Source organism: Hymenobacter sp. 5317J-9, from assembly GCF_022921075.1.
GTDB lineage: Bacteria > Bacteroidota > Bacteroidia > Cytophagales > Hymenobacteraceae > Hymenobacter.
Map to the genome: position 1 here is coordinate 4,422,063 of NZ_CP095050.1, position 12,639 is coordinate 4,434,701.

The 12,639-nt window shown below is 62.5% G+C and carries 12 protein-coding genes; 8 read left to right on the plus strand and 4 right to left on the minus strand.

The window, feature by feature from the left end:
• The first annotated feature begins 108 nt into the window (after positions 1-108).
• The 4 genes from MUN81_RS18555 (at position 109) to MUN81_RS18570 (ending at position 4,594) form a co-directional block, all read left to right on the plus strand.
• Positions 109-852: an SDR family NAD(P)-dependent oxidoreductase gene (locus tag MUN81_RS18555; RefSeq protein ID WP_245113198.1), complete on the plus strand. Its 744-nt coding sequence runs from the start codon at positions 109-111 to the stop codon at positions 850-852.
• Positions 853-1,014: 162 nt separating this feature from the next.
• Entirely contained in the window at positions 1,015-1,779 is a 765-nt protein-coding gene (locus tag MUN81_RS18560; RefSeq protein ID WP_245113201.1) for a DUF4197 domain-containing protein, read from the plus strand.
• Positions 1,780-1,971: 192 nt separating this feature from the next.
• Entirely contained in the window at positions 1,972-2,442 is a 471-nt protein-coding gene (locus MUN81_RS18565; protein ID WP_245113204.1) for a MaoC family dehydratase, read from the plus strand.
• A 106-nt stretch (positions 2,443-2,548) separates the two neighbouring features.
• Positions 2,549-4,594: a S9 family peptidase gene (locus tag MUN81_RS18570; RefSeq protein WP_245113207.1), complete on the plus strand. Its 2,046-nt coding sequence runs from the start codon at positions 2,549-2,551 to the stop codon at positions 4,592-4,594.
• Between the two features lie 160 nt (positions 4,595-4,754).
• Here the strand turns inward: MUN81_RS18570 and MUN81_RS18575 are convergent, their stop codons facing one another.
• Positions 4,755-5,147 (minus strand): DUF779 domain-containing protein, encoded by a 393-nt coding sequence (locus MUN81_RS18575; RefSeq protein WP_245113210.1) that lies wholly within the window; start codon positions 5,145-5,147, stop codon positions 4,755-4,757.
• A gap of 77 nt (positions 5,148-5,224) precedes the next feature.
• Here MUN81_RS18575 and MUN81_RS18580 point away from each other — a divergent pair, with 77 nt between their 5' ends.
• Positions 5,225-5,599 carry a four helix bundle protein gene (locus MUN81_RS18580; protein WP_245113212.1) on the plus strand — a complete coding sequence of 125 codons (375 nt, stop codon included), beginning with the start codon at positions 5,225-5,227 and terminating at the stop codon, positions 5,597-5,599.
• A gap of 62 nt (positions 5,600-5,661) precedes the next feature.
• On the opposite strand, the gene MUN81_RS18585 is transcribed toward MUN81_RS18580, so the two are convergent.
• Positions 5,662-7,191: an aldehyde dehydrogenase family protein gene (locus MUN81_RS18585; protein ID WP_245113214.1), complete on the minus strand. Its 1,530-nt coding sequence runs from the start codon at positions 7,189-7,191 to the stop codon at positions 5,662-5,664.
• Between the two features lie 165 nt (positions 7,192-7,356).
• Between MUN81_RS18585 and MUN81_RS18590 the strand changes: the two genes are divergently transcribed.
• Positions 7,357-8,286 carry an AraC family transcriptional regulator gene (locus MUN81_RS18590; RefSeq protein WP_245113216.1) on the plus strand — a complete coding sequence of 310 codons (930 nt, stop codon included), beginning with the start codon at positions 7,357-7,359 and terminating at the stop codon, positions 8,284-8,286.
• Positions 8,287-8,355: 69 nt separating this feature from the next.
• Here MUN81_RS18590 and MUN81_RS18595 read toward each other — a convergent pair whose 3' ends face one another.
• Positions 8,356-9,282, minus strand: coding sequence for a bestrophin family ion channel (locus tag MUN81_RS18595; RefSeq protein ID WP_245113217.1), 927 nt, complete (start codon positions 9,280-9,282; stop codon positions 8,356-8,358).
• A 167-nt stretch (positions 9,283-9,449) separates the two neighbouring features.
• Here MUN81_RS18595 and MUN81_RS18600 point away from each other — a divergent pair, with 167 nt between their 5' ends.
• Positions 9,450-10,730, plus strand: a complete 1,281-nt coding sequence (locus tag MUN81_RS18600) for a hypothetical protein (protein WP_245113219.1) — start codon at positions 9,450-9,452, stop codon at positions 10,728-10,730.
• Here the strand turns inward: MUN81_RS18600 and MUN81_RS18605 are convergent.
• Positions 10,727-11,245 (minus strand): GreA/GreB family elongation factor, encoded by a 519-nt coding sequence (locus tag MUN81_RS18605; RefSeq protein WP_245113221.1) that lies wholly within the window; start codon positions 11,243-11,245, stop codon positions 10,727-10,729. The two genes, MUN81_RS18600 and MUN81_RS18605, sit on opposite strands and share 4 nt — an antisense overlap.
• A gap of 163 nt (positions 11,246-11,408) precedes the next feature.
• Here MUN81_RS18605 and MUN81_RS18610 point away from each other — a divergent pair, with 163 nt between their 5' ends.
• A complete protein-coding gene (locus MUN81_RS18610; RefSeq protein WP_245113223.1) occupies positions 11,409-12,635 on the plus strand; it encodes an MFS transporter in 1,227 nt (408 codons plus the stop codon).
• Positions 12,636-12,639 lie beyond the last annotated feature (4 nt).

The window sequence follows — 12,639 nt, forward strand, 5'->3', positions numbered from 1 at the left end:
AGCATCTCTACTGCGCAAGTAAAATCATTTACTGCTGCGGCAGAGATGCTTCGACAGGCTCAGCATGACGGCCTTTTCCGATTCTTTTTCATCAATCTCCGCCCAACTATGGAAACCCGTTTCACCGATAAAGTCGTCCTCGTTACGGGCGGCGCCAGCGGCATTGGCCTGGCCGTGTGCAAGCGCCTGGCCGCCGAAGGCGCCCGCGTCGTCATTGCCGATTACAACCAGGCCAACCTCGACGCGGCCGTGCCGGAAGTGAAGGCCGCCGGCGCCCCCGACGTGTGGGGCAGCCTCTGCAACGTGGCCGCCGAAGCCCAGGTAGAAGCCACCGTGGCCGGCACGCTGGAGAAATTTGGCCGCCTCGACGTGGTGGTAAATAACGCCGGCCTGATGCAGTTCAAACCCCTGGAAGAGCTGACCGGCGACGACTGGACGCGCATCCTCAACGTGGACCTACTGGGCGCCTTTTTCTTCACCAAGCAGGCCTTCCTGCACATGAAGCCGGGCGGCACCATCGTGAACGTGGCCAGCATTCACGCCGTGGAAACCAGCCCGCTGGTGGCGCCCTACGCGGCCGCCAAAGCCGCCATGCTGTCGCTCACCCGCTCGTCGAGCCTGGAGGGCAAGCCCAAGGGCATTCGCACCAACGTCATTCTGCCGGGCGCCATCGACACGCCCATGCTCTGGGACAACCCCAACGTGAAATCCGGCGTCGAAGTCATCGACAAGGCCGACGTGGGCCGGCCCGAAGACGTGGCCGCCACCATCGCCTACCTGGCTTCCGATGATGCGGCCTTTGTGCAGGGCGCCGAAGTGCGCGTAGACGGCGGCCGGCTGGACCGCCTGTAGCAGATTGGTCGATTATTTCGGGCTTTCTGCCCGGGCTTTGGCGGAGTTTGGGGATGCGGCACGGGCCTTGCAAAGCAAATACCTGTAGCCGCCAGCGGCCCATATCCGTGGGAATGGGCGCTGGTTAGGCCGCTTACGGTTGCTCCTTAGCTGGTCTTTGCCATGAAAAAAATCATTCTCTCCGCGCTTCTTTTGGTGTTGGCCACGAGCCTTGGGGCTTCGGCCCAGGTGTTCAAGCTGCCCACCATCAAAGGCATCAATTTGCCGAACATCCTCAAGACGCCCGCAGGCGGCGCCAGCACCGCGGGCACCAACGGCCTGAGCAGTGCCGAGGCTGCCAACGGCCTCAAGGAAGCCCTGCTGCAGGGCATCGGCAAGGGCGCCGACCAGGCCTCACAGACTGATGGGTTCTACCTCAACCGCCTCATCCGCATCCCGTTCCCGCCCGATGCCCAGCGCGTGGCCACCACGCTGCGCAGCATTGGCCTGGGCAGCCAGGTCGACAAGTTTGAGCTGAGCCTGAACCGTGGCGCCGAAGACGCGGCCCGCAGCGCCAAGCCCATTTTCATCTCGGCCATCAAAAGCCTCACGTTTTCGGATGTGTGGAACATCCTGACCGGCCAGAAGGACGCGGCCACCCAGTTTCTGAAGCGCACCACCTCCACGCAGCTCGTCACGGCCTTCGCGCCCATCATGCAGAAAAGCCTCGACCAGGTGGGCGCCACGCGCTACTACACCCAGTTGGCCACCACCTACAACCAGCTGCCGCTGGTGCAGAAAGTGCAGCCCGACCTCAACCAATACGCCACTGGCAAGGCCGTGGACGGCCTCTTCACCCTCATTGCCCAGGAAGAGGCCAACATCCGCGAAAACCCGGTGGCCCGCACCACGGAAATCCTGCGCCGCGTGTTCGGCGGCCGGAGCTAGAGTTGCACCTGAAAGAACGTCATGCAGCGCGCAGCGAAGCATCTTGCCCGCTGTTACTAATTTAAAACGTCCTCACGATTGGTTTGGTGGCAGCACGCACGATGCTTCGCTGCGCGCTGCATGACGGTTCCTTATGATTCTAATAGTGGCGTATGTTTGCGGCCCTCAATCCGCAACCGTACGCCACTTTTTATGTCAAAAATTACCATTCGCAGCCTGGCCGAGCTGGAGGCCTGCGTGGGCCAGGAGCTGGGCGTGTCCGAGCTTCACACCATCACGCAGGAGCAGATTAATCAGTTTGCCGCCGCCACGCTCGACTTTCAGTGGATTCACACCGACGCGGCGCGGGCGCAGGCCGAATCGCCTTTTCAGGCCACCATTGCGCACGGCTACCTCACAGTGGCGCTGCTGCCCTACCTCTGGCAGCAGATTGTGGCCATCGAGAACCTGAAAATGCAGGTGAACTACGAAATCGAAAACCTGCGCTTCAACCAGGCCGTGACCGTGAACAGCCGGGTGCGACTGCGCGCCACCCTGCTGTCGGTGGCCAACCTGCGCGGCATTGCCAAAGCCCGCGTGGGCGTAACGCTGGAAATAGAAGGCCAGAAAAAGCCGGCTTATGCGGGCGTGGTCACGTTCCTATATCATTTTCAGGAAATGTAGCATTGTCTACATGTTTACTACGCCTGAAAAACGCCCGGGCCGCACTTGCGGCCCGGGCGTTTTTGTTTACATTCGGCACACACATTCATCTTTTTTCTGCTTACTTATGAGACGACTCCTTTTTGGCCTGGGCCTGCTGATGGCCCTGGCAACTCCGCACGCCGGCGTGGCGCAAACGACCAAAGCCAGCGCCCAGCCCCCAATCATCGACCGCGAATTGCTGTTTGGCGACCCTGAGATATCGGGCGCGCAGCTCTCGCCCGATGGCAAGTTCCTGTCCTTCATCCGGCCCTACAACGGCACCCGCAACATCTGGGTGAAGGGCCTAAGTGAGCCCTTCGACCAGGCCCGGCCCATGACCAACGACCAGGCCCGGCCGGTGCGCAACTACTTCTGGAGCCGCGACGGCAAGTACCTGCTCTACAGCCAGGACAAGGCCGGCGACGAGAATTTCAACATTTACGCGGTGAACCCGGCCGAGGCCCTGCCCGCCGGCCAGGCCGTGCCCACCGCCCGCGACCTCACCGGCCTGAAGGGCGTGCGCGTGCAGCTGCTCAACGCACCGCTCTCCGACCCTAATTCGCTCTACATCGGCCTCAATGACCGCGACAAGGCCTGGCACGACCTCTACAAGCTGAACCTGACCACCGGCGAAAAAACCCTGGTGCGCCAGAACACCGACCGCATCGGGGCCTGGGAATTTGACTGGAACGACCAGCTGCGCCTGGCTTCGCGCTCGAACCCCGACGGCAGCACCGAATGGCTGCGCGTGGAGGGCGACAAAATGGTGCCCTTCTACAAAACGAGCATCGACGAGCAAAGCGCCGCCATTGCCTTTGCCAAAGACAACCAGCACGTATATATGGCCACCAACATGGGCGCCGGCCGCGACCTGGCCGAAATTGTGCTCATGGACCCCGCCACCGGCAAGGAGACGCCCTACCAGGCCGACCCGCTGAAGCGCGTGGACGTGGGCAACCTGGCCATGTCGGAAAAAACCCACGAGCCCATTTTTGTGAGCTTCGAGGACGACCGGCTGCGCCGCGTGTGGAAAGACAAGGCATTTGAGGCCGATTTCAAGCTCATTAGCAGCAAGCTGCCGGGCCTGGACATTTACCCCGCCTCGAACACCACGGACGAGCGGCTGTGGCTGCTCTCGGCCAGCTCGGCCACGCAGCCCAGCGTAGCCTACCTATTCGACCGCCAGACCAAGCAGCTCACCAAGCAGTATGAAACCCGGCCCAAGCTGAAAGCCGCGGATTTGTCCGACATGAAAGTGGTGCGCTACAAGTCGTCGGACGGCCTCGAGATTCCGGCTTACCTGACCCTGCCCAAGGGGCTGACGGCGAAAACCCTGCCCATCATCATCCTACCGCACGGCGGCCCGTGGGCCCGCGACAGCTACGGCTTCAACGCCATGCACCAGTTTCTGGCCAACCGGGGCTATGCCGTGCTCTCGCCCAACTTCCGGGCCAGCACCGGCTACGGCAAGAAATTCCTGAACGCCGGCAACGGCGAATGGGGCCGCAAAATGCAGGACGACCTGACCTGGGGCGTGAAATACCTCGTGGCCCAGGGCATTGCCGACCCCAAGCGCGTGGGCATTATGGGCGGCTCCTATGGCGGCTACGCCACGCTGGCCGGCGTGGCCTTCACGCCCGACGTGTACAACGCCGCCGTGGCCATTGTGGCTCCGTCTAACCTGACTACGCTGCTCAACGCCATTCCGCCCTACTGGGAGGCCGGCCGCAAGCAGATGTACGCCCGCATGGCCGACCCCGGCACGCCGGAAGGCCGCGCCGCCCTGGCCCGCATGTCGCCGCTCACGGCGGCCGATAAAATCAAAACCCCGCTCATGGTGGTGCAGGGCGCCAACGACCCGCGCGTGAACAAGGCCGAAGCCGACCAGATTGTGGTGGCCCTGCGCGACCGCAACTACCCGGTGCAGTACATCTGTGCGCCCGACGAGGGCCACGGCTTTGCCCGCCCCGTCAACAACATGGCCATGTTTGCGGCTTCTGAGAAGTTTCTGGCCGGCCAGCTCAAGGGCCGCTACCAGGAAAGCATGAGCCCGGCCGTGGCCAAGCGCCTGCAGGAAATCACCGTGGACCCCAAAACGGTGCAGCTGGCCACGCAGACGAATGTGAAGTAGGTGGTAGTTGAATTTTAACAAAAAATCCCTGCCGATATCGGCAGGGATTTTTTCGTTGTAGAAACGATGTAGAGACGCAACATTTTGCGTCTCGTCGTTGAACGAAATCGTCTGACGAAGCTAGTGCGAGTTCAACGACGAGACGCAAAATATTGCGTCTCTACACCGCTTCCGGCACTTCATCGCCGGCGTATACGGGCTCCATGTCCTTCTCTTCTTCCTCGGTGAACAGCCGCGAGCGAATGAGAAACCGCACGCCCAACGGGATTTCGAGCGAGAAACTGGCGCCCCGGCCTTTGACCACGTCCACCGTGAGCTGGGTGTGTTTCCAGTACTCGAACTGGCTGGCGCTCATGAAGAAGTCGCAGCCGTGAATGCGCCCCAGCCACACATCGTTGCCACCCACCCGAAACTCGCCCTTGGCGAAGCACATGGGCGAGGAACCGTCGCAGCACCCGCCGCTCTGGTGAAACATGAGCGGGCCGTGCTCGTCGCGGAGCAGGTCGATGATGGCTTCGGCGGCGGTAGTGACGAGGACGCGGGGCGTGGGCATTTCTATCAATGGGTGAATGGCTGAATGGCTGAATGGCTGAATGAATTGTATGTTCAGCCTCCTTTTAATTACGACACATGGATTCCTCTACCAAGGTTGGCTTCATCAACACGTTCAGGCAACGGACCAAGACAGCAGCGCTACGAGTTATCAGACTGTATCAAAGTCTGCCGCAGACTGGCGAAGCACAAGTAGTAGGGAAGCAATTGCTGCGGTCGGCTACTTCGGTGGCCGCAAATTATCGGGCCGTGTGCCGGGCCCGCTCCGCCAAAGAGCAATACGCGAAACTGTGCGTTTGCGTCGAGGAAGCGGATGAAAGCCAGTTATGGCTTGAAATCCTGAGAGAGTCGGGCATTGTGTCGGCGGATAAGCTAACTGGGTTGGAGCACGAATACTTAGAAATTGTCTCCGTACTAGAAAAAGCCCGCAATACGCACAAGGGCAAAGAATAAATGGCTGAATGTGCGAATGAAAAACCATTCACCCATTCAGCCATTCACTCATTCACCCATTGCTAAAAGAAGCCCAGCTTCTGCTGGCTGTAGCTGATGAGCATGTTCTTGTTCTGGCGGTAGTGGCTCAGCATCATCTTGTGGTTTTCGCGGCCGAAACCGGAGGCTTTGTAGCCACCGAAGGGCGCACCGGCGGGGTAGTCGTGGTAGCAGTTCACCCACACGCGGCCGGCCTGAATGGCGCGGGGCACCTCGTACAGCTCGTGCGCGTCGCGGGTCCACACGCCGGCGCCGAGGCCGTAGAGCGTGTCGTTGGCAATTTCGATGGCCTCCTCCACGGTTTTGAAGGTCGTCACGGACACCACCGGGCCGAAGATTTCCTCCTGGAAGATGCGCATCTTGTTGTGCCCTCGGAACATGGTGGGCTGGATGTAGTAGCCCTCGGCCAGGGCGCCGTCGGTTTGGGTGTAAGCCTCGCCGCCGGTCAGCACTTCGGCCCCTTCGGCCTTGCCGATTTCAAGGTAGCTCAGGATTTTCTCGAACTGGTCGTTCGAAGCCTGGGCGCCCATCATGGTTTCCATGTCCAGCGGATTGCCCAGCTTGATGGCTTTCACGCGCTCAATCACCCGGGCAATAAACTCGTCGTAAATGTCCTCGTGCACCAGCATGCGCGAGGGGCAGGTGCAGATTTCGCCTTGGTTCAGGGCAAACATCACGGCCCCTTCAATGGCCTTGTCGAGAAAGTCGTCATCGGCATCCATCACCGATTTGAAGAAGACGTTGGGCGACTTGCCGCCCAGCTCCATCGTCACCGGAATCAGGTTTTCGGAGGCATACTGCATGATGAGGCGGCCGGTGGTCGTCTCCCCCGTGAAGGAGGCCTTTTGGATGCGCGGCGACGAGGCCAGCGGCTTGCCGGCTTCCAGCCCGAAGCCGTTCACCACGTTAATCACGCCGGCGGGCACCAGGTCCTGAATCAGCTCCATGAGCACCATGATGCTGGCGGGGGTTTGCTCGGCGGGCTTCATCACCACGGTGCAGCCGGCCGCAATGGCGGGGGCCAGCTTCCAGGTGGCCATCAGCAGCGGGAAGTTCCAGGGAATAATCTGGCCAATGACGCCCAGCGGCTCCTGAATGTTCATCGACACGGTGCTGCTGTTCAGTTCGGTCACGTTGCCTTCCTCGGCCCGAATCACGCTGGCGAAATAGCGGAAGTGGTCGATGACCAGCGGCATGTCGGCGTAGGTGGTTTCGCGGATGGGCTTGCCGTTCTCGACGCATTCCACGGCGGCGAGGTGCGCGAGGTTTTCCTCAATGCGGTTGGCGATTTTGTTGAGGATGTTGCTGCGCTCGGTGGCGGAGGTTTTGCCCCAGGTTTTGAAGGCTTCGTGGGCGGCGTCGAGGGCCAGCTCGATGTCTTCCTTGGTGCTGCGGGCCACTTTGGTGAAGGCCTTGCCGTCGATGGGCGAGGGGTTTTCGAAGTACTGGCCTTTCACCGGGGGCACCCACTTTCCGCCGATGAAGTTGTCGTAATGAGACTTGAATTTGGGGCGGGCCACCACGGTGGTGGTTTCTTCGAGGGTTTCAGCCATGGCTTTTGAAGATGGGAATTAAGGTGAAATGGAAACGGTGTAAAGGTCCCTCCTACCCTGGCCCGGCGGGTTGTGCTATTATCGCAAAGAGTGCTAAAATTGTCGCAACTTGTCGTCCCATCCCCTTGTTGGAAGTGAGTACTCCCCCACCCAGCTGCTCTTGCCATGACCTCCCGCGTCCATTTGCCCGCCGCTGTCGCCCCCCTGGCCCTCGAACGCCTGCATTCATTGGTTGAAAACCGAACGGTGTACAACCTCGAAGGCTTTGAGCTCAACGTGTTTGAAACGCACCGCGCCGCCCACCGCGTGCCCCTGCGCCTCGACGGTCTGGCCCTGACCACCATGCTGCGCGGCAAGAAAGTGATGCACCTGCCCGGCCGCGCCGCCTTCGACTACCTCCCTGGCGAGAGCGTGGTGGTGGACAAGGACGAGCTCATGGAAATCGACTTCCCCGACGCCTGCCTGTGCCAGCCCACGCAGTGCCTGGCCGTGGCCATCGCGCCCGACACCATTCGCCACACCGTGGACCTGCTCAATGAGCGCTACCCCAAGGCCGAAGTGCACACGCCTTGGAAAATAGAGGGCCCCGACTACGCCCACCTCACCAATACCCCCGAGCTGACCGATACGCTGGGCCGCCTGGTGGCCGTGTCGCGCACTTCCGACATCAACAAGGACGTGCTGGCGGGCTTTACCCTGCAGGAGCTGCTGGTGCGGCTGATGCAGACGCAGGCCCGCCAGCTCATTTTCCACGACTACGCCCGCTACCTCACCACGCACCGCTTCGCGGCCGTGGTCGACTACATCAAGCAGCACCTGGCCGAAAATCTGAGCATCGACAAGCTGAGCGCGCTGGCCTGCATGAGCAAGGCCACGTTCTTCCGCCTGTTCAAGCGCGAGTTTGGCATAACGCCGGTCGAGTACATCATTCGGGAACGGCTGAGCGAGGCCAAGCGGCTGCTGCGCCACCCGCTGGCCAGCGTGGCCGAGGTGTGTTTACGGGCGGGTTTCAACAACCTGTCGTACTTCCAGGCGCTGTTCAAAAAGTACGAGGGAATGACGCCGGGGGCTTATAAGAAGCAGGCGGTGGCGTAGCGTGGACACTGCGAGTCCGCGCCTGATAGTACTCATTCGATGCGCGGACTCGCAGCGTCCACGCTACATTTAAAACACCACGCTGTAGGGCACGTCGGCCAGGGTGCGCACGTCCTCGTGCAGCTCCACACCCAGTATTTCGTGCACGTTGGCCCGAATACGGTTCGAAATCTGGGTCAGCGGCAGGTCGTTGCTGTCTTTGCCGAAAGGGTCTTCGATTTCGTCGCCAATCATTTCCACACCCAGCAGCGCGTAGGCGCCCAGCATGGTGATGGGCACCGTGAGCCACTCGTAGGTATCGAGCAGGTTGAAGGGCATGATGAGGATAAACACCGTGACAAAGCCCTTGATGAAGTAGCTGTAAGAGAAGGGAATGGGCGTGGCCTTGATGCGCTCGCAGGCGCCGGCCACGTCGAGCAGGGCCTCGTGGTGGCGCTGCAGCGTGATGAGGTGGTTGGGCAGCAGCACCTCCTCGCGTAGCATCCGCTCGAACGACTCCTGCAGCAGCGCGGACAGGCGCGAAGGCACGTGGTGAAACGGCTGCAGCCGCTCCACAAAACCGGCGTCGGCTTCTTCGAGCTTTTCGAAGCGCACGCCCTTGCGCAGGTGGCCGTCGAGGGCAATGGGAAAGTTGGACAGCAGGCGGGCCAGGTAGGTGCGGGTGGCGTGGTCGTGGGCCGGCAGGCGGGCGTGCAGCAGCACGGCCAGGTTGCGGCAGTTGTTCACGAGCTGGCCCCAGAGGCGGCGGCCTTCGTAAAACCGGTCGTAGGCGGTGTTGGTCCGGAAGGCCAGCAACAAACTGAGCATGATGCCCAGGAACGAGAAAAACTCCTTGTCGACATTCAAGTTGAACCGGTCGTATTTCACCACCAGCCCCGTGACCACGGCCGCGTAGAGGCCCACCCAGAGCACGCGCTTCAGCAGCAGGCGAATGACGTCGGAAGCACGCAGGTGGCGCAGCGCCTCCACCCAATCGGTCGATTTGTAAACAATCATGAACTAAAAAGCGGCTGAATCGCCCCGGCACAAGGTAGCAGCCGGGCCGGGAGCGCCCCGGTACAACTCAGCTTTCCCCTGCCTTACGCACGGGGCCGGCCTCCGCGTTGCAATCGCATGGCGCAAATGCGATATTTTAGCAGCAAAACCTCTCTTTTCAGTTATTTATGCAGGCAACGCTCCCGTCTTCTACCCTCCGTTGGCCGCTGTGGCGCAAATGGCTCTTTTGCTTTTCCAGCATCTACCTGCTGCTGTTCATCTCGCCGCTCACCTGGCTGGCCAGCGTGCCGGGGCTGGGCGAAGTGGCCGGGGCCTACGGCGCCGCCGAAGGCTGGTTGGTGAACCTGGGCAACCGCCACCTCTTCCACGTGAAAGACGTGCTGGTGCCCCTCAACGGCAGCGGCGACACGTCCTACGGCTACGCGCAGCTGTGCTTTTTTGCGCTGGCGGCCGTGGTGGGCGCCACGCTGTGGGTGCTGCTCGACCGGCAGCGGCCCAACTACGCCCGGGGCTACTACTGGCTGCTGGTGCTGGTGCGCTATTTCGTGGCCCTCAACGCCCTGGGCTACGGCATTCTCAAGGTGTTTGCCCTGCAGATGAACGAGCCCAACCTGAGCGCGCTGGCCACCCCGCTGGGCGACCTGCTGCCGATGCGCTTTTCGTGGTTTTTCATTGGCTACTCCAAGCCCTACCAAATATTCTCCGGAGCGGCGGAAGTGGCAGCGGGCGTGCTGCTGCTGTGGCGGCGCACCAGCACGCTGGGGGCGTTTGTGGCGGCCAGCGTGTTTCTGAACGTGATGATGCTGAACCTGTGCTACGACATCCCGGTGAAGATTTTCTCCATTCACCTGTTCGTGCTCAGCGTGTTTTTGCTGCTGGGCGACGCCGAGCGCCTGTTCAATTTCTTTGTGCTGAACCGGCCCACGCCCCCGGCCCCCGAGGTGCCGCCGCTGCCCTGGCGCTGGCGCGTGGCCCAGCTCACCCTCAAATGCGTGTTTATCGGCCTGTTTGCGCTGCTGCCGCTGTATCAATATTCGCAGGGCAACCCCATGGCCACTGCACCGGTTAAGGGAAAGCTCACCACCGGCTTCTTTGAAGTCGAGCGGTTTGAGGCCAACGTGCCCGATAGCCTGCGCTGGAAAGACGTGGTATTTGAAGCCGGCACCTCGGGCAGCGTGGGCTCGCCCGACACCCTGCTCCGGCAGCGCTACCGCCGCGGCTACTTCGCCTACAGCCTGGACTCGGCGAACAGCACCATCGCCTTCAAGAAGATGTCGTCTGACTCGCTGCCGGTGTTTACGCTGCGCTATGCGCAGCCCGATTCCAACCACCTGGTGCTGCGCGGCAAAATGCGCAACGACACCGTGCTGATTGCCTTGAAGCGCCAGCCCCGCCATTTCCAGCTAGCGGAGCGCCAGTTTCACTGGCTCTCGGAAGCCAACCGCTAAGCGTAGGCTATCGCGGCTACTTCCACCACCTCCTCGTTGGGGCCCAGCTTCAGCGTCACGGGCTTTTTGAGCTTCGCACCTAGTACGGCCCGCGCTATGGGGGCTACAAAAGCTACTTTGCCTTCGGCGATATCGGCCTCGTCGACGCCTACGATGGTGAACCTGCGCTCGAAACCCACCTTCCCACCGCTCACGGTTCGCAGCGTCACGGCGGCGCCGAAACGCACCTCCTTGGGCGGCTGGCCGGCGGGGTCCACCACTTTGGCGCTGCCCAGGCGCTCGGTGAGCAGGGCAATGCGGCCGTTGTAGAGCGAGAGTTGGTGGGTGCGGTCGGTGTCGTTGTCGCGGTTGGCTTCGGCCTGGGCGCGCTCGGCTTCGAGGGCCGCGAGCTCGGCGCGCAGCAGCTCCAGCCCGCGGGGCGTCACGTAGTTGGGCGTGCCCGGCGGCAGCGCCGCGCGGGGCGGAATGATGGGCGGCGTCTGCGCGTCGTCTTCCTTAACAAAACCTCGGCTCATGCCCGGTTGAACGCAGTAGCGCGGCCAGCGTTGCGGGCCCGCCGGGCCAGTGGTTGCGGCACCGGGCGCCGGGGCCGAATTGCCGGCGGGTGCAACCATCGGGTGCATTGGGCGGTTGGAGGAGTCTTGTGCCCACGCAGGCCCAGGCCCGCGCCTTCCGTCCATGTCCCACTCCGCTATCGAAAACCGACCACCCACACCGGCGCCACCGGCGCCCACTCCACACGCCGAAACGCCCCCGCTCAGCAACGCACTTGTCTGGCTGATGGCCGTGACCTGCGGCCTGGTGGTGGCCAACATCTACTACAACCAACCGCTGCTGGCCGCCATTGGCCGCACCTTCCACAAAACCGACAGCGGGGCCAGCCTGGCGGCCACCGCCACCCAGATTGGCTACACGCTGGGCATGCTGCTGGTGGTGCCCCTGGGCGACATGCTGGAGCGCAAGCGCCTGATGCTGCTCATGCTGCTGGGGGCGGCTGGGGCCATGGCAGCGGCGGCATTTGCGCCGTCGTTTGCCTTGCTGGCGGCGGCCAGCGTGCTCATCGGGCTGCTGTCGGCGGTGCCGCAGCTGCTGGTGCCCATGGCCGCCCACCTGGCTCCGGAGGCCGAGCGCGGCCGCGTGGTGGGCCGCGTGATGAGCGGCCTGCTCATCGGCATCCTGCTTTCGCGCACCGTGAGCGGCTACGTGGGCCTGCACCTGGGCTGGCGGGCCATGTTCGAAATCGGGGCCGGGCTGATGGTGCTGCTGGTGGCCCTGCTGGCCTGGCAGCTGCCGCAGGACCGGCCCACGTTCACGGGCACCTACGCCTCGCTGATGAAGTCGCTGGGCACGCTCGTGCGCGAGCAGCCGGCCTTGCGGCGGGCCACGCTGGTGGGCGCGTTTTTGTTTGCGGCCTTCAGCGTGTTCTGGACCACGCTGGCGTTCTACCTCGAAGGCCCGCGCTTCCACTACGGCTCCGACGTGGCCGGTTTCTTTGGGCTGATTGGAGCATTTGGCGCTTTGGCCGCGCCGCTGGCCGGCAAAACGGCCGATACCAAAGGTTCGGACTACACCATTGGGCTGGGCATTGCGCTGGCACTGGTGGCCTACGCCATCCTGGGCGTGGGCGGTGGTTGGGTGGCCGGGCTGGTGGTGGGCGTCATCCTGCTCGACGTGGGCGTGCAGGCCACGCACATCTCCAACCAGTCGCTCATCTTCTCGCTGGTGCCCGAGGCCCGCAGCCGCCTCAACACCGTGTACATGACCGGCTACTTCACCGGCGGCTCGCTGGGCTCCATTCTGGGCGGGCTGGCCTGGACGCACGGCGGCTGGCCGGGGGTGTGCGGGCTAGGCGCGGCCCTGGCCGGCGCGGCCTGGCTGATTAGCCGGTACTACGCGCGAAGCTGAACCT

Bases quoted from the DNA above. Each gene is read 5' to 3' on its own strand.
- MUN81_RS18610 (WP_245113223.1), top strand. From the start codon at position 11,409: ATGTCCCACTCCGCTATCGAAAACCGACCACCCACACCGGCGCCACCG.
- MUN81_RS18605 (WP_245113221.1), bottom strand. From the start codon at position 11,245: ATGAGCCGAGGTTTTGTTAAGGAAGACGACGCGCAGACGCCGCCCATC.
- MUN81_RS18585 (WP_245113214.1), bottom strand. From the start codon at position 7,191: ATGGCTGAAACCCTCGAAGAAACCACCACCGTGGTGGCCCGCCCCAAA.
- MUN81_RS18565 (WP_245113204.1), top strand. From the start codon at position 1,972: ATGTCAAAAATTACCATTCGCAGCCTGGCCGAGCTGGAGGCCTGCGTG.
- MUN81_RS18560 (WP_245113201.1), top strand. From the start codon at position 1,015: ATGAAAAAAATCATTCTCTCCGCGCTTCTTTTGGTGTTGGCCACGAGC.
- MUN81_RS18580 (WP_245113212.1), top strand. From the start codon at position 5,225: ATGGATTCCTCTACCAAGGTTGGCTTCATCAACACGTTCAGGCAACGG.
- MUN81_RS18600 (WP_245113219.1), top strand. From the start codon at position 9,450: ATGCAGGCAACGCTCCCGTCTTCTACCCTCCGTTGGCCGCTGTGGCGC.
- MUN81_RS18555 (WP_245113198.1), top strand. From the start codon at position 109: ATGGAAACCCGTTTCACCGATAAAGTCGTCCTCGTTACGGGCGGCGCC.
- MUN81_RS18595 (WP_245113217.1), bottom strand. From the start codon at position 9,282: ATGATTGTTTACAAATCGACCGATTGGGTGGAGGCGCTGCGCCACCTG.
- MUN81_RS18570 (WP_245113207.1), top strand. From the start codon at position 2,549: ATGAGACGACTCCTTTTTGGCCTGGGCCTGCTGATGGCCCTGGCAACT.
- MUN81_RS18575 (WP_245113210.1), bottom strand. From the start codon at position 5,147: ATGCCCACGCCCCGCGTCCTCGTCACTACCGCCGCCGAAGCCATCATC.
- MUN81_RS18590 (WP_245113216.1), top strand. From the start codon at position 7,357: ATGACCTCCCGCGTCCATTTGCCCGCCGCTGTCGCCCCCCTGGCCCTC.